Annotated in this window: 25 protein-coding genes; 13 read left to right on the top strand and 12 right to left on the bottom strand. The window is 73.0% G+C overall.

Annotation, left to right across the window (positions count from 1 at the left end; all coding sequences use genetic code 11):
• Positions 1–8: 8 nt before the first annotated feature.
• From LG395_RS27845 to LG395_RS27835, 3 genes are read right to left on the bottom strand one after another with little or no spacing between them, the layout of a single operon-like run.
• Positions 9–1,445, bottom strand: coding sequence for a bifunctional RNase H/acid phosphatase (locus LG395_RS27845; protein ID WP_225811611.1), 1,437 nt, complete (start codon positions 1,443–1,445; stop codon positions 9–11).
• A gap of 12 nt (positions 1,446–1,457) precedes the next feature.
• Positions 1,458–2,201 (bottom strand): zinc ribbon domain-containing protein, encoded by a 744-nt coding sequence (locus LG395_RS41500; protein ID WP_171160055.1) that lies wholly within the window; start codon positions 2,199–2,201, stop codon positions 1,458–1,460.
• Positions 2,198–3,151: a Nif3-like dinuclear metal center hexameric protein gene (locus tag LG395_RS27835; RefSeq protein ID WP_225811609.1), complete on the bottom strand. Its 954-nt coding sequence runs from the start codon at positions 3,149–3,151 to the stop codon at positions 2,198–2,200. The genes LG395_RS41500 and LG395_RS27835 overlap by 4 nt, the downstream gene beginning before the upstream one ends.
• Before the next feature lie 187 nt (positions 3,152–3,338).
• Between LG395_RS27835 and LG395_RS27830 the strand changes: the two genes are divergently transcribed.
• Both LG395_RS27830 and LG395_RS27825 read left to right on the top strand, forming a co-directional pair.
• Complete coding sequence (locus LG395_RS27830) at positions 3,339–4,631, top strand: hypothetical protein (RefSeq protein ID WP_225811608.1); 1,293 nt, start codon at positions 3,339–3,341, stop codon at positions 4,629–4,631.
• Between the two features lie 96 nt (positions 4,632–4,727).
• Positions 4,728–4,886, top strand: a complete 159-nt coding sequence (locus tag LG395_RS27825; RefSeq protein WP_225811607.1) for a hypothetical protein — start codon at positions 4,728–4,730, stop codon at positions 4,884–4,886.
• A gap of 82 nt (positions 4,887–4,968) precedes the next feature.
• Here the strand turns inward: LG395_RS27825 and chsH3 are convergent, their stop codons facing one another.
• The gene (gene chsH3 / locus LG395_RS27820) at positions 4,969–5,826 is read right to left on the bottom strand and encodes an enoyl-CoA hydratase ChsH3 (RefSeq protein ID WP_225811606.1); all 858 of its coding nucleotides are present in this window, start codon (positions 5,824–5,826) and stop codon (positions 4,969–4,971) included.
• 317 nt (positions 5,827–6,143) lie between these two features.
• Here chsH3 and LG395_RS27815 point away from each other — a divergent pair, with 317 nt between their 5' ends.
• Positions 6,144–7,529, top strand: coding sequence for a sensor histidine kinase (locus LG395_RS27815; RefSeq protein WP_225811605.1), 1,386 nt, complete (start codon positions 6,144–6,146; stop codon positions 7,527–7,529).
• On the opposite strand, the gene LG395_RS27810 is transcribed toward LG395_RS27815, so the two are convergent.
• Together LG395_RS27810 and LG395_RS27805 are read right to left on the bottom strand one after the other, a co-directional pair.
• Entirely contained in the window at positions 7,495–8,229 is a 735-nt protein-coding gene (locus tag LG395_RS27810) for an AbfB domain-containing protein (protein ID WP_308071381.1), read from the bottom strand. The genes LG395_RS27815 and LG395_RS27810 overlap by 35 nt on opposite strands.
• A gap of 78 nt (positions 8,230–8,307) precedes the next feature.
• Complete coding sequence (locus LG395_RS27805) at positions 8,308–8,925, bottom strand: TOPRIM nucleotidyl transferase/hydrolase domain-containing protein (protein ID WP_225811604.1); 618 nt, start codon at positions 8,923–8,925, stop codon at positions 8,308–8,310.
• Positions 8,926–9,305: 380 nt separating this feature from the next.
• Here LG395_RS27805 and LG395_RS27800 point away from each other — a divergent pair, with 380 nt between their 5' ends.
• Positions 9,306–9,938, top strand: a complete 633-nt coding sequence (locus tag LG395_RS27800) for a response regulator transcription factor (protein WP_225811698.1) — start codon at positions 9,306–9,308, stop codon at positions 9,936–9,938.
• A 22-nt stretch (positions 9,939–9,960) separates the two neighbouring features.
• On the opposite strand, the gene LG395_RS27795 is transcribed toward LG395_RS27800, so the two are convergent.
• Both LG395_RS27795 and LG395_RS27790 read right to left on the bottom strand, forming a co-directional pair.
• Positions 9,961–10,785: a hypothetical protein gene (locus LG395_RS27795; protein WP_225811603.1), complete on the bottom strand. Its 825-nt coding sequence runs from the start codon at positions 10,783–10,785 to the stop codon at positions 9,961–9,963.
• Positions 10,782–11,321 carry a SigE family RNA polymerase sigma factor gene (locus LG395_RS27790; RefSeq protein ID WP_171156809.1) on the bottom strand — a complete coding sequence of 180 codons (540 nt, stop codon included), beginning with the start codon at positions 11,319–11,321 and terminating at the stop codon, positions 10,782–10,784. The genes LG395_RS27795 and LG395_RS27790 overlap by 4 nt, the downstream gene beginning before the upstream one ends.
• A gap of 193 nt (positions 11,322–11,514) precedes the next feature.
• On the opposite strand from LG395_RS27790, the gene LG395_RS27785 reads away from it, so the two are divergent.
• From LG395_RS27785 to LG395_RS27770, 4 genes are all read left to right on the top strand, one after another.
• Complete coding sequence (locus LG395_RS27785; RefSeq protein WP_171156807.1) at positions 11,515–13,257, top strand: MFS transporter; 1,743 nt, start codon at positions 11,515–11,517, stop codon at positions 13,255–13,257.
• A gap of 157 nt (positions 13,258–13,414) precedes the next feature.
• A complete protein-coding gene (locus tag LG395_RS27780; protein ID WP_225811602.1) occupies positions 13,415–14,065 on the top strand; it encodes a class I SAM-dependent methyltransferase in 651 nt (216 codons plus the stop codon).
• A 22-nt stretch (positions 14,066–14,087) separates the two neighbouring features.
• Positions 14,088–15,041, top strand: a complete 954-nt coding sequence (locus LG395_RS27775; protein WP_225811601.1) for an N-acetylmuramoyl-L-alanine amidase — start codon at positions 14,088–14,090, stop codon at positions 15,039–15,041.
• A gap of 116 nt (positions 15,042–15,157) precedes the next feature.
• Entirely contained in the window at positions 15,158–15,916 is a 759-nt protein-coding gene (locus LG395_RS27770) for a DUF5336 domain-containing protein (protein WP_225811600.1), read from the top strand.
• Positions 15,917–16,017: 101 nt separating this feature from the next.
• Here the strand turns inward: LG395_RS27770 and LG395_RS27765 are convergent, their stop codons facing one another.
• Positions 16,018–16,587 (bottom strand): hypothetical protein, encoded by a 570-nt coding sequence (locus tag LG395_RS27765; protein ID WP_225811599.1) that lies wholly within the window; start codon positions 16,585–16,587, stop codon positions 16,018–16,020.
• 173 nt (positions 16,588–16,760) lie between these two features.
• Here LG395_RS27765 and LG395_RS27760 point away from each other — a divergent pair, with 173 nt between their 5' ends.
• A complete protein-coding gene (locus tag LG395_RS27760) occupies positions 16,761–17,054 on the top strand; it encodes a hypothetical protein (protein ID WP_014672411.1) in 294 nt (97 codons plus the stop codon).
• Positions 17,055–17,087: 33 nt separating this feature from the next.
• Here the strand turns inward: LG395_RS27760 and LG395_RS27755 are convergent, their stop codons facing one another.
• Genes LG395_RS27755 through LG395_RS27745 form a run of 3 tightly spaced genes read right to left on the bottom strand, consistent with a single transcriptional unit; the run spans position 17,088 to position 20,301 of the window.
• Positions 17,088–18,158, bottom strand: a complete 1,071-nt coding sequence (locus LG395_RS27755; protein WP_225811598.1) for a prenyltransferase/squalene oxidase repeat-containing protein — start codon at positions 18,156–18,158, stop codon at positions 17,088–17,090.
• The gene (locus tag LG395_RS27750; RefSeq protein ID WP_225811597.1) at positions 18,155–18,907 is read right to left on the bottom strand and encodes a class I SAM-dependent methyltransferase; all 753 of its coding nucleotides are present in this window, start codon (positions 18,905–18,907) and stop codon (positions 18,155–18,157) included. The genes LG395_RS27755 and LG395_RS27750 overlap by 4 nt, the downstream gene beginning before the upstream one ends.
• Entirely contained in the window at positions 18,901–20,301 is a 1,401-nt protein-coding gene (locus LG395_RS27745) for a glycosyltransferase family 4 protein (RefSeq protein WP_171156794.1), read from the bottom strand. The genes LG395_RS27750 and LG395_RS27745 overlap by 7 nt, the downstream gene beginning before the upstream one ends.
• A 220-nt stretch (positions 20,302–20,521) precedes the next feature.
• Here LG395_RS27745 and LG395_RS27740 point away from each other — a divergent pair, with 220 nt between their 5' ends.
• From LG395_RS27740 to LG395_RS27725, 4 genes are all read left to right on the top strand, one after another.
• Positions 20,522–21,139 carry a TetR family transcriptional regulator gene (locus LG395_RS27740; RefSeq protein WP_225811596.1) on the top strand — a complete coding sequence of 206 codons (618 nt, stop codon included), beginning with the start codon at positions 20,522–20,524 and terminating at the stop codon, positions 21,137–21,139.
• Between the two features lie 518 nt (positions 21,140–21,657).
• A complete protein-coding gene (locus LG395_RS27735; RefSeq protein ID WP_225811595.1) occupies positions 21,658–22,071 on the top strand; it encodes a DUF4279 domain-containing protein in 414 nt (137 codons plus the stop codon).
• A gap of 4 nt (positions 22,072–22,075) precedes the next feature.
• Positions 22,076–22,531 (top strand): hypothetical protein, encoded by a 456-nt coding sequence (locus tag LG395_RS27730; RefSeq protein ID WP_171156788.1) that lies wholly within the window; start codon positions 22,076–22,078, stop codon positions 22,529–22,531.
• A gap of 199 nt (positions 22,532–22,730) precedes the next feature.
• Complete coding sequence (locus LG395_RS27725) at positions 22,731–23,189, top strand: PH domain-containing protein (RefSeq protein WP_171156786.1); 459 nt, start codon at positions 22,731–22,733, stop codon at positions 23,187–23,189.
• The last annotated feature ends 8 nt before the right edge of the window (positions 23,190–23,197 follow it).

Raw genomic sequence — 23,197 nt, 5'->3', positions numbered from 1 at the left:
CCGGGGGCTCAGGGGCGCAGGTGAGAGGTGTCGTTGAACAGCCGTACGCTCGCGTTGCCGTCCGCGTAGTACGCCACCGCCGACAGGGAGGCCGCCGAGAGCTCCATCCGGAACAGCGACTTGGGCGGGGCGCCGAGCGCGAGACGGACGAGGGTCTTGATCGGGGTGACGTGCGTGACCAGCAGGACCGTCCGGCCCGCGTGGGCCGCGATCAGCTTGTCGCGGGTCGCGGCGATCCGGGTGGCCGTCTCGGCGAAGCTCTCGCCGCCGCCGGTGGGGTGGGCCTCCGGGTCGGCGAGCCAGGCGTCGAGGTCGTCCGGGTGGCGCTCGCGGACCTCGCCGAAGGTCAGACCCTCCCAGGCGCCGAAGTCCGTCTCGCGCAGACCGTCGTCGACCGTGACGTCCAGGCGCAGGCGGGCGGCGACGATCTCGGCTGTCTCGCGGGTGCGGGCGAGGGGGGAGGCGACGACGGCCTGGATCGTGCCGCGCCGCGCCAGGGACTCGGCGACGCGGTGCGCCTGCTCCCGGCCCGCCGCGGAGAGGGAGGGGTCGGTGCCGCCGCTGCCGGAGAAGCGTTTCTGGGGGGTCAGGGGGGTCTCCCCGTGCCGCAGGAGGACGAAGGTGGCGGGCGCGCCCAGGTCGGGGGCGGCGCTCCAGCCGGGGGCACTGGTGACGCGCCGCTCGTCCACGGTTTCCCCACCGGAACCGGAGGGACCCCCTTCGCCGGAGTGCTCGGGGTGCTGCTCGCCGCGTGCCTGCCCCTCGCCGGGTGCCGCGGGGTGCTGCTCGCCGGGAGGTGCCGCGTCCGGGAGGGGCGCCGCACCGGCGGCACGGCCGCCCTCGGCTGCGGCGGGTTCAGGGGCCGCACCGGCGGGGCGGACCTCCGCGGCGACCGCGGAATCCGCGACCGCACCGGCGGCCCGGCTCTCCGCCAGAGCAGCGCGGGCCCTCGCCGCGCCCGCCGCCGCGTCTCCGGGCGGGCCCGGCGGCGGGGTGTCCAGGGCCGCGCGGGACTGCGACGGTGACCACTGCCGGCCCTTCGCCCCCGCGTCCATCGCCTCGTTCGCCAAGCGGTCCGCGTGTTTGTTCCGCTCGCGGGGGATCCACTCGTAGGTGACCTGGTCCGGCGGGTAGACGGACCTCGCCTCCGTCGCCAGCGGCTTCATGTCGGGGTGTTTGATCTTCCAGCGGCCCGACATCTGCTCGATGACGAGCTTGGAGTCCATGCGGACGTGGACCCGGGCCGACGGGTCGAGGGCGCGGGCGGCGCGGAGGCCGGCCAGCAGGCCGCGGTACTCGGCGACGTTGTTCGTGGCGACGCCGATGTACTCCGCGGCCTCGGTCAGGGCCTCACCCGTGGCCCCGTCGAGCACGACCGCCCCGTAGCCCGCGGGCCCGGGGTTGCCCCGCGACCCGCCGTCGGCCTCGACGATGAACTCCCGCACCCCTGCCGCTCCCTACAGACCCGACTCGGCCGTGCGCACCAGGATGCGGCGGCAGTTCTCGCAGCGGACCACCGTGTCCGGCGCCGCCGAGCGGATCTCGTTCAGCTCGGTGATGGCCAGCTCCTGGCGGCACCCCTGGCAGGTGCGGGCGTACAGCTTGGCCGCGCCGATGCCGCCCTGCTGCTCGCGCAGCTTGTCGTAGAGCCGCAGCAGGTCCGCGGGCACGGAGGCCGCCACGACCTCGCGCTCCTTGGTCACCGAGGCGGCCTCGCCGTCGATCTCCTCGAACGCCGCGTCCCGGCGGCCGGTCGCGTCGTCGATCTTCGACTGGACGGAGGCGACACGCTCGGTCAGCTCGTTCACCCGCTCCTGCGCGGCCTCGCGGCGCTCCATGACCTCCAGGACCACGTCCTCCAGGTCGCCCTGCCGCTTGGCGAGGGAGGCGATCTCGTGCTGGAGGTTGGACAGGTCCTTCGGCGAGGTGACCGCGCCGGAGTCCAGGCGCTGCTGGTCGCGGGTGGCGCGCTGGCGCACCTGGTCGACGTCCTGCTCGGCCTTGGTCTGCTCGCGGGCGCAGTCGCTCTCCTCGGTCTGCGCGGCGACGAGCAGGTCGCGCAGCTGCGTGAGGTCCTTCGTCAGCGACTCGATCTCGGCGTGCTCGGGCAGGGACCTCCGCTTGTGCGCGAGCTGCTGCAGGCGGACGTCGAGGGCCTGGACGTCGAGGAGTCGGATCTGGTCGGCGGGCGCGGCGTTCAGTTGGGGGCTCCCGTGGTATCGGAAGGGGCGCGCGAAGCGCTCGTTGGAAGGGGGGTGGTGGGTGACGGGTCGGAAGGGGCGCGCGCAGCGCTCGTTGGAAGGGTGGTGGTGGGTGACGGGTGGGCCGTGGACGCCGCGTGGGCCGTCCAGGGATCGGTGACCGCCTTGGAGACGTGGACGCGCAGGTCCCAGCCGTGACGGTCGGAGATCTCGTCGAGCTGGCTCGCGGCCAGCTCGCACCAGGGCCACTCGGTGGCCCAGTGCGCCGCGTCGAGCAGCGCGAGGGGACTGTGGGCCACCGCCTCGGAGGCCGGGTGGTGGCGCAGGTCGGCGGTGAGGAAGGCGTCGACCCCGGCCGCGCGGACCTGGTCGAAGAGGCCGTCGCCGGAGCCGCCGCTGACGGCGATGGTGCGGACGACGGCCTCTGGGTCGCCGGCCACCCTGATGCCCTGCGCGGTGGCGGGCAGCCGCTCGGCGGCGCGCGCGGCCAGCTCGCGGACGGTGAGGGGGTGGTCGAGCTCGCAGACGCGGCCCAGGCCCCGGCGGCCCTCGGGGTCGGTGGGGTCGGGCACGAGGGGGCCTACGACGCGGAGGTCGAGGGCCCCGGCGAGGGCGTCGGAGACGCCCGGGTCGGCGGTGTCGGCGTTGGTGTGGGCGACGTGCAGCGCGATGTCGTTCTTGATCAGGGTGTGCACGACCCGGCCCTTGAAGTGCGTGGCCGCGACCGTGGTCGTGCCGCGCAGATAGAGCGGGTGGTGGGTGACCAGCAGGTCGGCGCCGAGCCGCACCGCCTCGTCGACGATCTCCTGCACGGGGTCGACGGCGAACAGGACCCGGGTGACCTCCTGGCCGGGGTCGCCCACGACCGTGCCGACCGCGTCCCAGGACTCGGCCCGCTCGGCGGGCCACAGGGTCTCCAGCGCGGCGATGACTTCAGACAGACGGGGCACGGCCCAAGGCTACCTGGCTGCCCGGCGGGGCTGTACCGCATGCGTCCGGTCTGCCCCCGCTCAGCACAGACGCCCCGGTTTCCTCAGCTGAATCGCTTCTGCACCACCCTTACGTGTGAAGCCGGGGAGGGCCGGTCCCCCGCCTGTGCGTACGAAAACTAGCTTCGTCGCCGGAGGTGACCGAACGATGACGGTCTGTGCGATCGACCCCCCCTCCACGGACGGGACCGACGGCGTGCCGGCGGCGGGGTGCGCGATCACGGCGGACGGCGCGTACGCCGCGCGGCTCGCCCGGGACGGTGACTCCTGGTTCCCGGAGCGCTGGACCCTGGACGGCCCGGAGCCGTACGCGGTGCCCCTGCCCGGCAACCAGCCGGAGGAGCCCGGGACCGAGGTGCAGCCGATGGGTGACGGGCGGGTGCTGATCCACCGCCTGGTGGCCGGGCGGCACGCCTTCTCGCTGCTGTACCCGACCGGGCCCGGCACCGGTGAGCTGCCGCTGGGCGCCGTGGAGTGCGCCGGACCCGGCACCCGGCTCACCCTGCTGCCGCCGGCGCCGGGGGGCGTGCGGGCGTACGCCCTCTCGGTCGGGGCGCGCTCCAGCGCGGTGTGGCTGGTGGCCGGCGGGACGTTCGGCCCGGAGCGGTGCGCCGAGGTGCCCGGGCGCTGTTCGGGCGGGGTCTGGCTGGACGGTTCCGGGCGGATGCTGGCGCTGGACCGGGAACTGGACGGACGCACCAAGACGGTCGTGGTGGACCTGGGGCGCGCCGGCGAGGTCTCGCCGCTGCTCCAGATCGCGGAGGGCAGCGACGACCGGCTGCTGCTCGCCGATCCGGACAGCGGCCTGCTGCTGATCTCCTCGGACGCGCCCTCCCCAGGACGGGCACGCCTGGGCTGGGGTGTCCTCGGCAGCACCCTGCCGGTGCGGTTCCCGGAGTGCCTGCGGGTGCCGGAGTGCCTGGTGACGCCGTTCGCGATCCAGCCCGGACAGGTGCTGATGCCGGAGAACTGCGCGGTGGGCCTGCGCATCGACGGGTCCTTCGGCACCTGGGTGGGGCTGTGGCGCCCGGCCGACCGCGAGGTCCGGCACCTCCCGGCGCCCGAGGGCTGGCTGGCGGGCAGCGGGCTGTGCACGCGCGACGGGATGCTCCGTCTGCCGTACGCCACGCCGGCGACTCCGTGCGGCCTGTCGGACCTGACGGCGCCGGGCTGGGGCGCGACCACGGCGGGAGCGGGGGACCTGACCGCTGCCGGGGGCGGCGACGCAGCCACTGCCGGGGTCGGCGACGCAGCCGCTGCCGGGCCCGGGCACGTCGCCGCGCAGGGGACGCAGGACGCCCTGGTGCCGGACCGGGACGGCGGCGCCGGGACCGCGGAACGGGCGGGTCCGGCGGGGGCGGAACCCGGCCCCGCGGTGCCGGCGGCGGCCCGGCCGGTGCCGTTGCAACAGGCCCCCCTGGGGCGTCTTGTAACGAACTAGTGCCGGTTGGCGTGTGCGCCTGGATTCGGTCCGTGGTGTGCCGGTTACACTCGCCCGGCTGTACGAAAGATCAGGTTGACGGGGTGAATACGTCCGATGAGCGACACCAGCACCACTGAGCAGCTGTCTGCCGGCTCTTCCGAGCACACCGGCCACGGCCGGCACCGGGGCCCGGTCGCGGCCCAGGAGAGCGAGTCGGCTCCGCACGGCCGGCACCGCAAACCGGCCCAGGAGACGGTGGAGGCAGCTGCCTGACGGTAGGAAAGAAGAGGGGGCGTTCGCTCGGCGGGCGCCCCCTTCGCCTTTCCGTCGAAGGCGTCTGTCGCTCCCGGTCCGTTCAGCGGTGCCGGACGACGGTGTCGGCGAGGACGGGCGCGTCGTCCCGTTCGACGGCGCTCACGGCGGCCCGCACGGAGCCCTCCGAGGCCCACAGCCGGATCCGCAGGGTCTCCCCCGGGTACACGACCCCGGCGAACCGCGTGGCGTACGACCGCACCCGGCTCACGTCCCCGCCGAGCAGGGTGTCGACGACCGCCTTGAGCGTGACGCCGTAGGTGCACAGGCCGTGCAGGACGGGCCGTTCGAAGCCGGCGAGCCTGGCGAACCCGGGGTCGGCGTGCAGGGGGTTCCAGTCGCCGGACAGGCGGTAGAGCAGGGCCTGGTCCTCGCGCAGGCGCCGCTCGACGACCCGGTCCGGCCGGCCGGCGGGCGGTGCGGTCCGGGCGGACGGTCCCCGGTCGCCGCCCCAGCCGCCCTCTCCCCGTACGAAGATCTGCGCCTCGCCGGTCCACAACGGGCCGTCCGCGTCCGCGACTTCCGTGCGCATGACGAGGACGGCGGCCGTGCCCTTGTCGTACACGGCGGTGATGCGGCCGGTGGCGGTGGCGGTGCCCTCCACGGGGATGGGCCGGTGCAGGGTGAGCGCCTGGCCGCCGTGCAGCACGCGGGCGAGGTCCACGTCGACGCCGGGCATGGACAGCCCGCTGATCACGCCCGGTGAGCCGGCGCCCGCGACGGTGGCGAAGCCGGGCAGGACGTGCAGCCGGGACTCCAGGGTGTAGCGCAGCTCGTCGGGGTCGGTGGCCGGGACGCCCGCGCCGATGCCGAGGTGGTACAGCAGGACGTCCTTGCGCGTCCAGGAGATCTCTCCCGACCGGGGCTCGGCGGCGAGTGCCTTGGCGGCGTCGATGGGCATGAAGCTCCTGACGGGTCTCGGGACCTCGGTGCGGACGTCCGCACCGCCGGCCGCACCGAGGTCGTCCACCTGCGGGTTTAGAACGCGTTCCAGTCCGGCGCCCCCTGTATAGCCGAGTCCTCCGCGGTTGTGAAGACACCTGACGGTGTGTCAACTCACGCCGATGGACGGCCGTGACATTTGTCCTGCCCGATTCGGTACACGCGTGTCTGCCGGGGCCGGGCCCGAGTCCGTACCGTTCGATCCGTACGCCGCGCCGCCCTCCCGCCCTCGTGCGGGACGGGCCGCCGGAACGACTGGGACGGGGGGACTCGGAGATGACGTGGTGGCAAAGCCCGCGCCGGCAGGGCGAACGGCCGGCGTGGCGGGCGGACATGCGGCGCTTCCGTGCCGGGCGGCGGGCCGCCCGGTGCGCGGGCGCGGACCCCTCCACCGCCGAGCGCCCGGGCCCGCCGCCCACCGGCTTCACCCTGCTGCCCTGGCTGCTGCTGGGCATGGGCTCCCTCTCCAACGTGATCAAGGGCGAGACCCCGAACCCCTGGGTCGGCGGCCTGGGCCTGCTCGCCTTCAACTCCCTCTACGTCTACGTCACCTTCCGCGCCTTCGACCGGGCCAGGCGCGAGTCGGCGTCCACCCGGGTGGCGCTGGGCCTGCTCGGCCTGGTCACGACGGGCCTCGCCCTCGGGTACGGCGGCAACTGGCTGATGTTCTTCCCGCTGCTGGGCCTCGCCACGGGCGCCACCGTGCGCGGACCGTGGCTCGGCCGCGTCGGCCTGCTGCTCACGCTCTACGCGGGGGCCGCCACCTGGCTGCGGGACGGCTGGGACGACGCATCGGGCATCGCCTACGCCACCTTCCTGTCCAGCATGGTCACCGCCGCGATCCTCGGCCTGTCCGAGGCCGTGCGGGAGCTGCGGGCCGCCCGCGAGGAACTGGCCCGGCGCGCGGTGGCGGAGGAGCGGCTGCGCTTCTCCCGCGATCTGCACGATCTGCTCGGGCACACGCTGTCGGTGGTCGTGGTGAAGTCGGAGGCGGCCCGCCGGCTCGCGCCACGCGACCTCGACGCGGCGCTGGCACAGGTCTCGGACATCGAGTCGGTGGGCCGGCAGGCGCTCACCGAGATCCGGGAGGCGGTGACCGGCTACCGCGAGGGCAGCCTGGCCACCGAACTCGCCCGGGCCCGGTCGGCGCTCTCCGCGGCGAGCGTGGAACCCGTGGTCCGTCAGACCGGGGCGCCGCTGTCCCCGCGGACCGAGGCGCTGCTCGGCTGGGTGGTGCGCGAGGCGGTCACCAACGTGGTCCGGCACAGCCGTGCCGACCGCTGCGAGATCACCGTCGAGGCAACCGCCGAGCGGGTCAGGCTGACGGTCACGGACAACGGCACGGGCAGCGGGGTCCCGTCCGCCGGTGCGGGCGTCGGTGCGGGCGCCGGTGCGGGCGTCGGCGGCACGGGGCTGAAGGGGCTGGCCGAACGCCTCGCGGCGGCGGGCGGCTCCCTCACGGCCGGCCCGGCGCCACGCGGCGGCTTCACGGTCACCGCGGACCTTCCGGTGAGCGGTGACCTTCCGGTGAGCGGTGTCCAGCTGGCGACGGTGGCGGGTACGGGTGCCGCTACGACTGCGGCGGATACGGCCGCTGCGGACACGGCCCCCGCGGATACGGCTGCGGCTACGGCGCCCAGGGCGCCGCGACCGCCCAGCTGACGTCGGCCGTCCACGACGTACTGCTGTCGAAGGCGTTGGCTCCGCCGTTGCTCGCTACGTACAGGCCGTGGTCGTAGTGGCGCAGGTAGCGCGTCGGGTAGTTGTACGAGGCGAACGAGGTGCCGGTGCCGCTCTTCCCGGCCTGCGGGCAGAAGGTGGCGTCGGCCCGGAACTGGGCGGTGCCGTCCATGGGCTGCCGGTAGACCCGGTAGTCGAAGTGGCGCAGGAAGTCACCGGGGTAGTTCCGTGACTCGAAGGAGACGCAGGAGGCGTCGGCCAGTCCGCGACGGACGATCCAGGTGGCGTCGTTCTTGTCGAGGGAGGAACTGCTCGACGTCACCGGGGAGATGACGGCCGCGTCGTTCTGGTGGCGGACGTAGTCACCGGTGCAGCAGGAGGTCGTGGCGCGCAGGGAGGTCTCGGAGCCGGGGCTCAGTGTGCCGGTGCTGCCGGTCGGGCCGCCGTAGCCCACGGAGACGATGTCGGCCTGGACCGCGTCGTCGGCGGCGTCCGTCGGGATGCCCGCGGTCATCACGCCCTCGAAGAAGGAACCTGCCGAGCCGTTGCTGTTGTCACCGGCGGTGCCCAGGACGACAACCCCGGCCGCGCCGGAGCATGCCGAGTCTTTACGAGCCCCCGCCCCGACTCGCCCGTGACCAGTCGCCCGTGACCCGCCGGCCCGTGACCGGCTGTCCGTGATCGGGGGTCCGTAACCAGCAGCGCACGACCGGCTGTCCGCGACCGGCAGCGCGTGACGAGCCGTCAGTCGTCCCTCCGGTCAGAGACTGGCGAGCAGACCGTCGAGCGGGGCGGGCGCGCCGCCGGGATCGAGGGCCTCGACCAGGACACGGCCGTAGTGGATCTTCCGGCCCTTCTTCGTGCCGAGGAAGCGCCGCAACTGCTGCTGTGCGGTGCGGCCCCGCTGCGCCGGCTGGCGCAGGAAAGTCTGCAGGGCGCGCAGATCGCCCTGCGCCCGGACCAGTTCCGTCACCCGGGTCACGCCCAGTGCGCGGATCAGCTCGTCCTCCAGATCCGCCGCGCAGACGAAGTACCCGTGCCGCTCCGCACCGGCCCGCTCCCAGCCACGGGCGTAGTACGGGCGCTCCCGCTCGTCGCACAGCCCGGTGAGGCGCAGGCCCAGCCCGGCCGGCCCGAGGAGGCCGGCGAACCGCCCGACGTTCATCGCCCCGCCCATCGGCAGGACGCAGACCCCTTCGGCCGCCAGGTCCCGTCCACGGCCCGCGGCCAGCGCGTCGACCGCCGCCGCGTCACTCGGTCCTTCGAGCAGGACGGCCACCCGGACGGACAGCCGCGCGGCCAGCTCCCGCGCGGGGCCCCCGGACCCACCGGCCGCCCACGCGATGACCGCCTCCCGGAACGCCCCCATGTCAGCCATGAGCCGAGTCTCCGCCCTTTCCCACGCCCGCGGCAGGGAATTTCGGCGGACGCGCACCGCTGCCCGCGGCCACCAGCCTGCCGACACGCCCTGCGGGCTGACGCGTCACAGCGGTACGGCGGCCGGGGCCGGTGCGGCGAGACCACGGCGGTCGGGCCCGGGAAGCGCGGGTCGTACAGCGGTCGGGGCGGGGGCGGGGGCATCCCCGCCCCGGCACCCGCGCCGTCCGGCCCGCCCCCGGCGCCCGCCGGCCGCACGCCACCCACCACCCGCCACCCGCCGGGGAAGCGTCGGGTTCGCCCGGCCGGGCGCCGCACGGTCAGGGGTGACGCGGGGTCACCCGAGGCCGCCCGGCGTAATCTGGGGCGGTGGACGACGAGATGCCCCGCAGTCACCGGCCCGGCACACGCATCCGGGTGCTGCTGGCCGAGGACCAGGGCATGATGCGTGGCGCTCTCGCCCTGCTGCTCGGCATGGAGGAGGACATCGAGGTCGTGGCCCAGCTGGGCTCGGGTGGCGGCATCGTGGACGCCGTGCTCACGCACCGGCCGGACGTGGCCCTGCTGGACATCGAGCTGCCGGGCATGAGCGGCCTGGACGCGGCGGCCGAACTGCGGGCCCAGGCTCCCGACTGCCGGGTGCTGATCCTGACCACCTTCGGACGGCCGGGCTATCTGCGCCGGGCCCTGGAGGCCGGAGCGGCCGGCTTCCTCGTCAAGGACGGGCCCGTGGAGGAGCTGGCCGCGGCGATCCGGAGTGTGCTCACCGGCCGGACCGTGGTCGATCCGGCGCTGGCCGCCGCCGCGCTCAGCGCCGGGCCGAATCCGCTGACGCCCCGTGAGCGGGAGGTGCTGACGGCGTCGGTGGACGGGGCGACCGTCGCCGACATCGCCGGCAGGCTGCACCTGTCCGAGTCGACCGTCCGCAACTACCTCTCCTCCGCGATCGGCAAGACCGGCACCCGCAACCGGACCGAGGCGGTACGGGAGGCCCGGCAGCGGGGCTGGCTCTGAGCGGGGTCTCCCGCGCACCGGGTCACCTGGTCACGTGCGCGTCCTCGTAGACCGTCCCCTCCGGGGCGAGGCACACGAACCAGTTCCCTCCCGGGTAGCCCGCCACCGGCCGGATCAGCGCGGTGGCGTCCTGGGCGGCGGACGCCGAGCCCGCCGGCCGGGCCACGGTGGACCTGCCGTCCTTCCAGCGGCAGGTGACCTCCCGGGCGGACTTCGCCACATGGCCGACCACCAGCCGTTCGGGCGCCGTGGGACCGACCTCCTCCAGGCTGACGGCGGCGGCCATGAGGTCGGTGCCCGTGAGGCGGTCGGTCCTCTGGTGCGTGTCGAACATGACGACCAGGGAACGGCCGTCACCGTAGGACCGCATCGAGAAGTACGAGGTCTTGCCGACCAGGTCGGCGGCCTTGTCCACCGCCGGCCGCACGCCCGTCCGCTTCATGGCGGCGAACTGCCGGTCCGCCTCCCGCGCGTCTCGAGGGGCACCCCACACCTCGACCCAGACCCGCCACTGCCTGCCGTGCTCCGTCCCCCGCGCCAGCTCCGTCCGCTGCGGCCGGTACACGTGTCTCTCCTCGGCGGACGCCGGGCCGGGCGCCGTCGGCGTCCCCCGGTCGGCGCGCCCCCCCGGCAGCCCGGCGAAGGCCAGCGTGGCCCCCGTCGAGCCCGCCAGCACCAGGGTGGTGGCCGCCGCCACGGCCCAGCGCCGCGCTCTGCGTCGCCGGCCGCCGCGGATGACGGCCTGGACCGGGGCTATGCCGATCTCGACCCCGTCCGCCGCGTCGGCGAGCAGGAGGGCGATGTCCGTCTGCGTCATGTCGTGGTTCTCCCGGTCCGCGCTCATCACTTCCGCCCTCCGTGCGTCACCATGTCGGCCAGACCCGGTATGGCGCGGAGTTTCGCGATCCCCTTCGCCGCGTTGCTCTTCACCGTGCCGACCGAGCAGCCCATCGCCTCCGCCGTCTGTGTCTCCGTCAGGTCCTCCCAGTAGCGCAGCACGACCGCCTCGCGCTGCCGGGCGGGCAGTCGCGCGAGCGCCTCGAGCAGGGCGCTGCGGTCGTCGGCCTGGGCGATCCGGTCGCCGGTGTCGGCCACCTCGCGCACCAGCCCGGAGTCGTCCTTCGGCGCCAGGAACTCCCGGAGCCTGCGCCGGTGTCTGCGCGCGTGCGCGTTGATCATGACGCGGCGTACGTACGCCTCCGGGTCGTCCGCGCCGCCGACCCGGCGCCAGGCCACATAGACCTGTTCGAGCGTCGACTGGACCAGGTCCTCGGCGGCGTGCTGCTCCCCCGTGAGGAGAAATGCCGTACGCATCAACCGCGGCCAGCGGCCGACCACGAAGCTCTGGAACTCCTCGTTCCGAGTCTGCTTCCCGTCCCCCATGGGCACCTCCTAGATGTCTAAAGGAGTCCCTGGGCCGCCCGGACCGTTGCCCCGGCCGACGGGAAGATTCCATGACACCTCGTCAGTAACCCATAGAAGGGTCAAGAATTCGTTAGAGGCCCGAAGCAACGGAATAGTTGCCTGTGCATACGAGGTTTACCCGGCACTTATGACACGCGGAAGGCCTCACCCCATGCCAGAGACGACGACCGACCAGCCCACCCGGCAAGCGGGCGGCACCGTGGTCCCCGTGCTCGCCTTCGCGGGCATCGTGGTCGCGGTGATGCAGACGCTGCTCGTGCCGGTCATCAAGGACCTGCCGCAGCTGCTGGACACCGCCCCCAGCAACGCCACGTGGGTCCTCACCTCGACCCTCCTGTCGGGCGCCGTCGCCACCCCGATCATGGGCCGGCTCGGCGACCTCTACGGCAAGCGCCGCATGCTGGTCCTCAGCCTCGCCGTGATGGTGGTCGGCGCCCTGGTCAGCGCCTTCACCGACCAGCTGCTCACCATGATCGTCGGCCGGACCCTCCAGGGCTTCGCCATGGGCGCGATACCGCTCGGCATCGGCCTGATGCGCGACATGCTGCCGCGCGAGAGGCTGGGCTCGGCCATGGCCCTGATGAGCTCCTCGATCGGCGTCGGCGGCGGCCTCGCGCTGCCCGCCGCGGCCCTGGTCGCGCAGCACACCGACTGGCACGCCCTGTTCTACGGCGCCGCCGGCCTCGGCGCGCTCGCCATCCTCCTCACCCTCCTCGTCGTCCCCGAGTCCCCGATGCGCGCCAAGGGCTCCTTCGACGCGCCCGGCGCGATCGGCCTGTCCGCCGGCCTGGTGCTGCTCCTGCTGCCCATCACCAAGGGCAGCGACTGGGGCTGGTCCTCGGGCACGACGCTCGGCCTGTTCGCCGCGGCCGTCGTCGTCCTGCTGCTGTGGGGCCTGTACGAGCTGCGCGTCCAGGCACCCCTGGTCGACCTGCGCACCACCGCCCGCCGCGAGGTGCTGCTCACCAACCTCGCCTCGATCATGGTCGGCGTCAGCTTCTACGTCGTCTCGCTCGTCCTGCCCCAGCTGCTCCAGCTGCCCGCCGCGACCGGCTACGGCCTCGGCCAGTCCATGGTCGTCGCGGGCCTGTGCGTGGCCCCGCTGGGCCTGACGATGATGTTCACGGCACCGGTGTACGCCCGGCTGTCGGCCCGCTACGGCCCGAAGGTCACCCTGATCACCGGCCTCGTCGTCATCGCCATCGGCTACGGCGGCGGCCTCGGCCTGATGGACGCGGCCTGGCAGACGATCATCACGTCCGTCGTCCTGGGCGCGGGCATCGGCCTCGCCTACTCCTCGCTGCCCGCGCTCATCGTCGGCGCGGTCCCGGCCTCGGAGACCGGCGCGGCCAACGGTCTGAACACCCTCATGCGGTCCATCGGCACCTCGGTGTCGAGCGCCGTCATCGGCATGGTGCTGGCCAACACCGCGCACAACGTGAACGGCGTCGCCATCCCGACCATGCACGGCTTCCGGGTCTCCTTCATGATCGCCACCGCCGCCGTCGCGGTGGGGCTCGTCCTGGCGGTCTTCCTCCCGAAGGCGGCCCGCCCGGCGCTCCACACCCAGCTGCGGGCGAGCAGCGAGGAGGAGGCAGGCCTGGAGCGCGCCGAGGAGGTGCTGCGCGGGTTCCGGGGGCGGATCGTGGACGCCGGCGGCACGCCCGTCGCCCGCGCCAAGGTCACCCTGATCGACCGCCGGGGGCGGCAGGCCGGTGCGACCCTGTCCGCCGCGGACGGCAGCTACGTGCTGCCGGTGCCGGGCGAGGGGGCGTACGTGCTCGCGGCACGGGCCCTCGGCCATGGGCCGCTGGCTTCCTCGGTGACGCATTCCGGGGCGGAGCGGGCCGTGGACCTGGATCTCGCCCTGCCCGGGGAATCGGTGAGCGCCTGAGACCCACGGGCTCACGCCTCCTGCGGGGATCGCGCCGTCTGTACGTGTCGGGCGCGGTTCCCGCGCCCCATCCCCACGCACCCACCCCCGGTCAGCCCGCCGACCGGGGGTGCGGCAGCATGGGCGCACGGACCGACGTACGACCGAAAGGCGCTCCATGCCCGCCGCTCCCCAGCCCGAGATCCTCGCCGCGTTCGAGGCGGCGAAGGGGTTCATGCCCCTGGACGAGGGGCTCGCCCTCCACGACGCCGCCGTCACCGCCGGCCGGCTCGGGCTGCCGCTGCTGGAGGTCGGCACGTACTGCGGGCGCTCCACCATCCTGCTCGCCGACGCCGCGCGCGCGGCCGGGGTCTCGGCGCTCACCGTCGATCACCACCGGGGCAGCGAGGAGCAGCAGCCCGGCTGGGACTACCACGACCCGGAGACGGTCGATCCCGAGGTCGGCCTGATGGACACGCTGCCCACCTTCCGGCGCACGCTGTTCAAAGCGGGGCTGGAGGAGCACGTGGTCGCCCTCGTCGGCCGCTCCCCGCGGATCGCGGCGGTCTGGAACTCCCCGCTCGGGTTCGTGTTCGTCGACGGCGGCCACACGGACGAGCACGCCACGGCGGACTACGAAGGCTGGGCGCCGCACGTGGCCGAGGGCGGGCTGCTGGTCATCCACGACGTCTTCCCCCACCCGGAGGACGAGTTCACCGGCCAGGCGCCGTACCGGGTCTACCTGCGGGCCCTTGGTTCCGGGGCGTTCACGGAGGTCTCGGCGACCGGCTCGCTGCGTGTCCTGCGGCGAACGGGAGCGGGGATCTGAGGCCCCGGTTAGAGTCGCAGACGTGTCGTACGTTGGCCCGGACTTCGATCCCCCGCAGCCCCGCCGGCCCCGGCGGCGCCCGCTGACCGTCGCGCTCGCCGCCCTCGTGCCCGGGGCGCTGCTCGGCTGGATGGTGTACGAGGCGGTCGGTGGCGGTGGCGGTGCGGACCACGCGGCCTCCCCCGCGCCGGCGCCGCGCAGCTCGGCGGTGTCCTCCGCTCCGGCCCCCTCCCCGAGCGGCGGTGGCGACGACGCCAAGGCGTCCGCCCCGCCCTCCGCGCGTCCGGGCGGTTCCGGATCGCTCAAGGGGAAGGTCGTCGTCATCGACCCGGGGCACAACCAGGGCAACTTCCGGCACACGGCGGAGATCGGCCGCCCGGTGGACATCGGCACGAACCACAAGGAGTGCGACACCACCGGCACGTCCACCAACGACGGTTACACCGAGGCCCGGTTCACGCTCGACGTGGCGCACCGGCTGCGGGACCTGCTGGAGCGGCAGGGCGCCACGGTGAAGCTCACGCGCGACGGCGACGCTCCGGCGTGGGGTCCGTGCGTGGACGAGCGGGCCCGGATCGGCAACACCGCGCGCGCGGACGCGGCGATCTCGATCCACGCCGACGGCTCGGCCGCCGGCAACCGCGGCTTCCACGTCATCCTGCCGGGTTCCGTGCACGCGGGTGGGGCCGACACCCGTGCCATCGTCGGCCCGTCCCACGATCTCGGGGTGCGCGTCGCGGGCAACTTCCTCCGCGAGACGGGGGAGCAGCCCTCCAACTACCTCGGCGGCGGTACCGGTCTCGTCACGCGGACGGACCTGGGTGGTCTCAATCTGTCAACGGTTCCCAAGGTGTTCATCGAGTGCGGCAACATGCGCGATAGCAAGGACGCGGCACTGCTGACCAGCGGCGCCTGGCGACAGCGGGCGGCGCAGGGAATCTCCGAGGGAATCGTGAGTTTCCTGCGTGGTTCGTGACCGGCGGGCGGAACCGGCCGGACAGCCGGATCTTGCTGACGATAGTGTCTACCGACGACGAGACGACCTACGAAGGACCTGAAGTGAATATCCGCTCCCTCACTAGAGGCGACGGCGTGGTGATCGGAGCAGCGGTGGTGCTGTTCATCGCGTCGTTCCTCGACTTCTACAGCATCTCCGGCTTCGGCGACACGTACAGCCGGAGCGCGTGGGACAACCTGGGCATGGGCCTGGGCATCTACATGGGCGCGGTGATCGGTGCCGTTCTCATCGTCGTCAACCGCTGCCTGCCGCAGCCGCGCAAGGTGGCCGGGCTCGACCTGGCCGCGGTCGGCACCGCCTTCGCGATCCTGGCGGCCTGGACGCTGCTGTGGACGCTGATCGACCTCGACAACGTGGACGCCGGCGCGGGTCTCGTCCTCGGGTTCATCGCCGCTCTCGTCCTGTCCGCCGCCGCCGTCGCCACCCCGCTGGTCCCCGCCCTCCAGGCCGCCCTGGTCCCGGCCCCCAAGCCGGTCGCCCCGCAGCCCTACGGCGCCCAGCCGCCCGGTGGTTACGGCTACCCGGGCGCCCAGCCGCAGCAGCCCTACGGTGCGCAGCCGCAGCCGGGCCAGCCGTTCGGGCAGCAGCAGCCGGCCGCGCAGGGTGCCGCCCCGGCGCCGCAGCCGGCCGCCGCGGAGTTCTCGCCGTTCTGGTTCGCCGTGCCGGTGCCCCGCCCGCTGTTCTCGGAGGACGGTTCGCCCAGCCAGATCGCCGAACTGGCGCCGGGCACCTGGTACCTGGCCGTCGAGCAGCGCGGTGCCGCGCTGGTCGCGCAGACGCAGGACGGCCGCCGTGGCGTGCTCCAGGACACCTCGGGCATCCAGCGCGGCTGATCCGCACCGCCGCACCGCACCGGCCCCTCGCCCTTCCCGGCGGGGGGCCGTTGCCGTACGGCCTTCTCGCCAACGGTGATTGACGCTCCGTCAGAACGCGACTAGCCCTTGCTGAGCTGGGAGGCCGAGGGCACCTGGTCCTTGACCGGGGCACCGGCGCTCTTGCCCGCGTCCTTGACGCCACCGATGACGTCGCTGAACGAGCTCGCCGCGTTCTCGTCGCCCTTGCGGAGCTTGGACGGCAGGTTCTTCAGGGACTCGATGCCGCTGCTGAGGGGCTGGAGCGCCTTGGAGAGGGCCGGGTCGGCCTTGGCGTTCTTCTGGGCCGCCTTGAGCCGGTTGTAGGCGAAGGCGCCGGCGAGAGCGGCCTTGACCAGCGCGGTCTTGCGGCCCTTGGCGCCCTTCTTGAACTTGCCCGCCTTCCAGGGCTTGACGATCCACTGGTAGGTCGCGCCGGCGGCGAGACCCGCGTCCACCACGAAGCGCGTCTTGGCGAACTTGCGCTTCTCCGCGGAGGTGGTCGGGCTGGGACTGTCCCCGGCGGGGACGGCCTGTGCCGCCGCGGTGTCCTTCGTACTGTTCTTCTCGCTGCCTCCACAGGCGGTGGCACCCGCCACCAAGGCGCAGCACAAGGTGAGCGCCACAACGAGGCGCCGTATCGGTACGGGCACGGAGTCCTCCGGACGTGTCCTCCCCGAGCGGTCTGCTTCCTCCGGCAGCGTCGTCCGGGGCGGCGGGGTGCGCCACTCGGGGGACGCCGTCCGGGTGGTGTCCGGGACGGGTCCGGGTCCGCTCCGGGCCACCTGGGGGGTTTCACGGCACACCGCCCGGCAATCCGGAGAGTATGTCCCCTCGATATCGCAACGGCGCGAACCAGGCCGGGACGGTCATCGCGGTCGTCGCCGACATCATGGCGCTGATCCTCGGCCTGTGGATCCTGATGTACCTGTTGGACGCGAACCGGGCCAACAGCCTGGTCCAGTTCGTCCATGACGCGGCCTCCTGGCTGGCCGGCTGGTCCCACGACCTCTTCACCTTCGACGAGGCCTGGGCCCGGGTGGTCGCCGGGTACGGACTCGCCGCGGTGGTCTACCTGTTCGTGGGCCATGCCATAGCCAACCGGATGCACCGGCACTGACCCGGCGGACGGCCGGGCCGGACCCTCGCGGGGTCAGCCGCAGCAGTCCGGGGCCAGTCCGGCCGGCAGGTGTTCCCCGCCGAACACCGCGCAGGTGGCGTCGTGGCCGCCGAGCGCGGCCACGGCGAGCAGCAGGGAACCGGCCGTCCAGGTGGTCAGCTCGCGGGGCCAGACCGTGTCGTCGTCGAAGACGTAACCCGTCCAGTACAGGCCGCTGTCCGCGTCCCGCAGGTGCTGGATGGACTGGAGGATCTCCAGGGCCCGGTCGGACTCGCCCATCGCCCACAGCGCCAGGGCGAGTTCGCTGGACTCGCCGCCGGTCACCCAGGGGTTGGGTACCACACAGCGCACCCCGAGGCCGGGGACGACGAAGCGGTCCCAGTCCGCCTCGATGCGGGCCTTGGCCTCCGCTCCGGTGAGCGCGCCGCCGAGGACCGGGTAGTACCAGTCCATCGAGTAGCGGTCCTTGTCCAGGAAGCGCTCGGGGTGGCGGCGGATCGCGTGGCGCAGGGAACCGGCGGCCAACTCCCAGTCCGGCTGGGGTTCCTCGCGTTCCTCGGCGATGGCGAGCGCGCACCGCAGGGCGTGGTGGACGGAGGAGCTGCCCGTCAGCAGCGCGTCCGTCGCCGGCGTGCCGTCGTCCTCCCGGCGCCAGCCGATCTGGCCGCCGGGCTGCTGGAGCCGCAGCACCCATTCGACGGCCGCGTAGACGGTCGGCCACATGCGGTCCAGGAACGTGTCGTCGCCCGTGGACAGGTAGTGGTGCCAGACGCCGACCGCTATGTAGGCGACGAAGTTGGACTCGCGGGCGCGGTCGGTGATCTCGTCGTGGGCGCCGTCGGCGTAGGCGGCGTACCAGGAGCCGTCCTCGTTCTGGTGCCGGGCGAGCCAGCCGTACGCCCGCTCGGCGGCGTCGTGTTCACCGGCCGCGTCCAGGGCCATCGCGGCCTCGGTGTGGTCCCACGGGTCGAGGTGGTGCCCGCGGAACCACGGGATCGCGCCGTCCTCCCGCTGCACCGCCAGGATGCCGGCGACGGTCGCGGCGGCCTGCTCGGCGGTGAGGACCCCGGGCAGGACGAGGTGTTCTGTCCGGGGGGTGGTCACTCGGCGGCCACCCCGTCGGCCTCGGCGAGCCGCGGCAGGTGCGGCTTGGTCGCGTAGACCACGAAGCTCTTGCCGATCAGCGGGTTGAGCGCCTGCTCGGCGAGCCGGGTGGCGAACGGCTTCTTCATGATGTCCCAGACGAGCAGCTTGTGGTACGCCCGCACCGGCAGCGCCTTGTCGTTGTCGACGCCGAACGCGCACTTCAGCCACCAGTACGGCGAGTGCAGCGCGTGCGCGTGGTGGCTGCCGTACGGCTTCAGCCCGGCCTCGCGGACCTTCCCGACCAGTTCGTCGGCCTTGTAGATGCGGATGTGACCGCCCTCGACCTCGTGGTAGGCGTCGGACAGCGTCCAGCAGACCTTCTCGGGGCCGTAGCGCGGCACGGTGATGGCGATGCGCCCGCCCGGCTTGAGCACGCGGACCATCTCCGCGAGCACGCCCTTGTCGTCGGGGATGTGCTCCATCACCTCGGAGATGATGACGACGTCGAAGGACTCGTCGGGGAAGGGCAGGGCGAGGGCGTCGCCCTCCATGGCCGTGGCGGTGGCGCCCTCGGGTGCCTCGCCGGCCTCCTTCATCGCCGCGAACCACTTGGCGACCTCGCGGATCTCCTCGCCGTTCTGGTCCAGGGCCACGACCCGGGCGCCGCGCCGGTAGCACTCGAAGGCGTGCCGGCCGGCTCCGCAGCCGAGGTCCAGGACACGGTCGCCGGGGGCGAGCGGGAACCGGGAGAAGTCGACGGTCAGCACGTGGCCCTGCTTTCGGAGGAGACGCCTGCAACACTTGCCGGGGCCGCGGAGCGGCCGGGGGTCGGGGCCGCGGAGCGGCTCGGGGAGTGGCCCGCGGAGCGGGCGATGGCCTCGCGGTAGTGGGCCACGGTGCCCTCGGCGGCGCGGGCCCAGGTGAAGCGGTCGAGCACCCGCGCGCGGCCCGCGCGGCCGAGGCGCGCGCGCAGCTCCGGGTCCCCGAGCAGCCGGTTCAGCCCGGCGGCCAGCGCCCCCGCGTCGCCGGGCGGTACGGCCAGGCAGGTCTCGCCGTCCGGCCCCGCGACCTCGGGGATCGCGCCGCCGGTGGTGGCGACCAGCGGGGTGCCGGTGGCCATGGCCTCGGCGGCGGGCAGCGAGAAGCCCTCGTACAGGGACGGCACGCAGGCCACCTGGGCGGAACGGATCAGGTCGACCAGCTCGGCGTCGGAGATGCCCTTGACGAAGTCGACGGCGCCTTCGAGGCCGTACCGCTCGATCGCCTGGGCGACGGGGCCCTCCTGCGGGCGCTTGCCGACGACGACGAGGTGGGCGGCGGGGTGCTCGGTGCGGACCTTGGCGAGCGCCTCCACGAGGAACACCAGCCCCTTCAGCGGCACGTCGGCGCTGGAGGTGGTGACGATCCGGCCCGGCACCTCGGCGACGGCCGGATCCGGCGCGAACAGGTCGGTGTCGGCGCCGATGTGGACGACGTGGACGCGCTCGTCGCGGACGCCGAGGTGGTCCACGATCTCCTGGCGGGAGCTGCCGGAGACGGTGAGGATCGAGGGCAGCCGGCGGGCGACGCGCTTCTGCATGCGGGTGAAGGCGTACCAGCGGCGCACGGAGTAGCGGCGCTGCCAGGTGCCGGCGGCGTCCAGTTCCAGCCGCCGGTCCACGGTGATGGGGTGGTGGACCGTGGTGACCAGAGGGGCGCCGATGTCGCCCAGCAGTCCGTAGCCCAGGGTCTGGTTGTCGTGGACGACGTCGAACTCGCCGCGCCGGGCGCGCAGGTGCCGGCGGGCGCGCAGCGAGAAGGTCAGCGGCTCGGGGAAGCCGCCGGTCCACATGGTGCCGACCTCCAGGGCGTCGATCCAGTCCCGGTACTCCTCCCGCTTCGGGGTGCGGAAGGGGTCGGGCTGGCGGTAGAGGTCGAGGCTGGGCAGCTCGGTGAGGGTGAGGCCGGGCAGGCCCTCGTCGAGGACGGGGTACGGCTGGGAGCCGATGACCTCCACCCGGTGGCCGAGGCGGGCCAGCTCCCGCGAGAGGTGCCGGACGTAGACGCCCTGGCCTCCGCAGAACGGGTTCCCTTTGTAGGTGAGGAGCGCGATGTCGAGCGGTCGTCCGCCGTCGGCAGCGGGTTCCTGATCGGCTCCCGCTTCCCGGGCCTCAGCGGTCACTCCGTGCCCCCTTCTGCCTGCACTGTCCCGCGAGACTACGACGGGACGCTAATCTAGAACAAGTTTCAGACTTGATCATTCAGAGCCTCTGAATCTACCGGCAGGTAGGGGTGCTGTGAGCAGTGGATCAGGTGATTCGCGCCACGGCGAGCCACCCTGCCATGCTGTCCGATCACGAGCCCAACAGACGGCCTCACCGACTGTCACGGAACGGGGACCCATGCCTGCGGAAGCCAGCACCTCGCGTCCGGCCTCACCCCTCACCGAGCGGCAGGAGGCCCGCCGTCGCAGGATCCTGCGCGCGAGCGCGCAGCTGGCCGGCCGGGGCGGGTTCGACGCCGTGCAGATGCGTGAGGTCGCGGAGTCGTCGCAGGTGGCCCTCGGCACGCTGTACCGCTACTTCCCGTCCAAGGTGCACCTGCTGGTCGCCACCATGCAGGACCAGCTGGAGCACCTGCACGGGACCCTGCGCAGGAAGCCCCCGGCGGGCGACACGGCCGCCCAGCGGGTCGCGGAGACCCTGATGCGGGCCTTCCGCGCGCTCCAGCGCGAGCCGCACCTGGCCGACGCGATGGTCCGCGCCCTCACCTTCGCCGACCGCAGCGTCTCGCCCGAGGTCGACCAGGTCTCCCGCCAGACGACGGCGATCATCCTTGAGGCGATGGGCCTGGCGGACCCGACCCCCGAGCAGCTCTCGGCGGTCCGGGTCATCGAGCACACCTGGCACTCGGTCCTGATCACCTGGCTCTCGGGCCGCGCCTCCATCGCCCAGGTCAAGACCGACATCGAGACGGTGTGCCGGCTGATCGACCCGCCGGAGCCGACGCGGCGCGCATGACGCGGGCGCGGATGACGCGGGACACGCGAGGACAATGCACGCGGGGGCAGGGCACGAGGCCCGGGCATGCGAAGACCTACGAGACGGGTTCCCTTCGCCGGTATGGTCCGGATCAGGTGATAGGGGTCGCCGTACGGCCCGACTGCTGCCTTCCGGCCTCTCAGCCCTACCGTCGCCGTCGGCCCGGGCGGATGCCTGCGCATCCCGCCTGAGTCGGCTACTCCGGTCGGACTCCCTCACTCGCCTCGTAGGCTGCTTTCAGCATAGAACGGATACCGCGCTGCGGAACCCCTCATTTCCGACCAATTCCCCTCAAATGCGACACCCGCAGGTCATCCGACCACGGTCAGCCCGCTCCAGCTCCGGCCGCCCGGCGTCTGCGCCGCCCACTGGCCGAGCAGACGGCGCGCCTCCTCCTCGGGCGCCGCGAGGGACACCCGCTGGGCGCCCGCGTGCGTCTTCCGCTCCTGCTCGTGCGAGCCCTCGCCGCGGCAGGCGCACGGAAATGAGAGTCAGGTATGGATGTGACAGAAAAGCGTTACTGGGTGTTGACGGAGGTGTCGCTCGTCATCAAGGGAAGAGATCTGCACCCCGAAGAGATCACACCTCTCCTTGCCATCGAGCCCACTGGAGTACGAGAACCGGGCCCCGGTAAATGGGACCGTCCAGGCGAGATCGATGGACAGTGGAGGATCAGTTGCGACGAGCGCCGCACCCGGGATTTTCACGAACAGCTGGACAGTATCCTCTCCGTCGCAGAACGGAAGCGGACCGAGCTGAGGCAACTGGCCGAACGAGGATATGAGGTGACCATCAACCTGTTCGGCTTCTCCGGGAACGATTCCACTCTTGCCTTGCATCCGGAAGAAATCAAGCGAATCGCACGTCTGGGATTCCCCCTCAGGGTCGCGGCCAGTATGAACGAACGCTGAGAGAGTGATCATGGAAATGGAACCTGCGGCGGGATTGAAACCCTGGGGCGACCTGAGCACATCCCTGGTCGTGTCAGGCCGGGAAGTGGATTCCAGGTCCCTGCTTGTCGGGTTGCAACTCGCCGACAGCCAACAGTTCGCCTCACTTGAAGGCGTGGGCGTCTTTTCCGGCCCCGGCTGGGCTACGCTCACCGTTGACGAGCGACGCGCGAAGTGCGCCGATGAACAGGCCGCGGTACTCATCGGATTGCTTGAGCCCCGCAAGCCGGCGCTCGACGCGCTGAGGAAGGCGGGAAACTCAGTGAAGGTCGATGTGGCAGGCGTTGCCGAGTCCGGATCGGGGCTTCACCTCTCGACCGACGTCCTCGCAGGTCTCGCAGAGCTGGAAGTCCCTGTTACCTTCACCACCGTCCGAGCGTCCGGGGAGGACGAGGAGGACCCACTCGCCTGGCTCGGCTGACCTGAACTCCGACTACGTCGCCGCGAACACGAGACGGCACCGGTCTCTGCGAACAGACCACCACCTCGCCGGCACTGCCCGACCCGGTCGCCCTGACCTCGAAGCGCCCAGGTCCCGGAACCTCGTCGGCTTCGGCTGGGACAACGCACGGGCGAGCAGGCGGACGGCATCCGGGGCTACCCGGAAAGCATGGAGGGGTATGCCGAAGTCAGAGATACCGCAGGACGAGCGGAAGCCCGAGTGGCGGGACGTCCTGGAGCGCTGCGGACTCCAGGTGGTGGAGGAGGCGGTCCGGAGCGGACCTCCCGTGCGGTCCGCCCTCTACGCCGTCACCGGAGTCGAGGTCGAACCGGTCGCCACCATCCCCGCCTCGTCACCGGGCGCCACCGCCGCACTGGACGAGACGTGGCACCTCCACGCGTCCAGCGTGTCCCTCTACGACGACAAGGGCGAGTTCCTGATCCTGCCTCCCGTGCCGGGAGGCAGTGAGATCGGCTGGGTACGGGTCAGGGACAGCGTCGGCACGCATCTGCCCTCACGCATTGCCGAGGTGACGGGTTCCCCCGAGTTCGTGACCGTTTCGACCGACGGCCGCCACCTGTGCGCCGCCTCGGTGGAGGAGTACGACTACTGGGTGGTGCTGCACGAATTCTCCTGAGCGGTCCA

Source organism: Streptomyces spinosus (assembly GCF_020400655.1).
Classification (GTDB): domain Bacteria; phylum Actinomycetota; class Actinomycetes; order Streptomycetales; family Streptomycetaceae; genus Streptomyces; species Streptomyces argyrophylli.
This window is presented reverse-complemented; position numbering and strand designations above follow the sequence as displayed.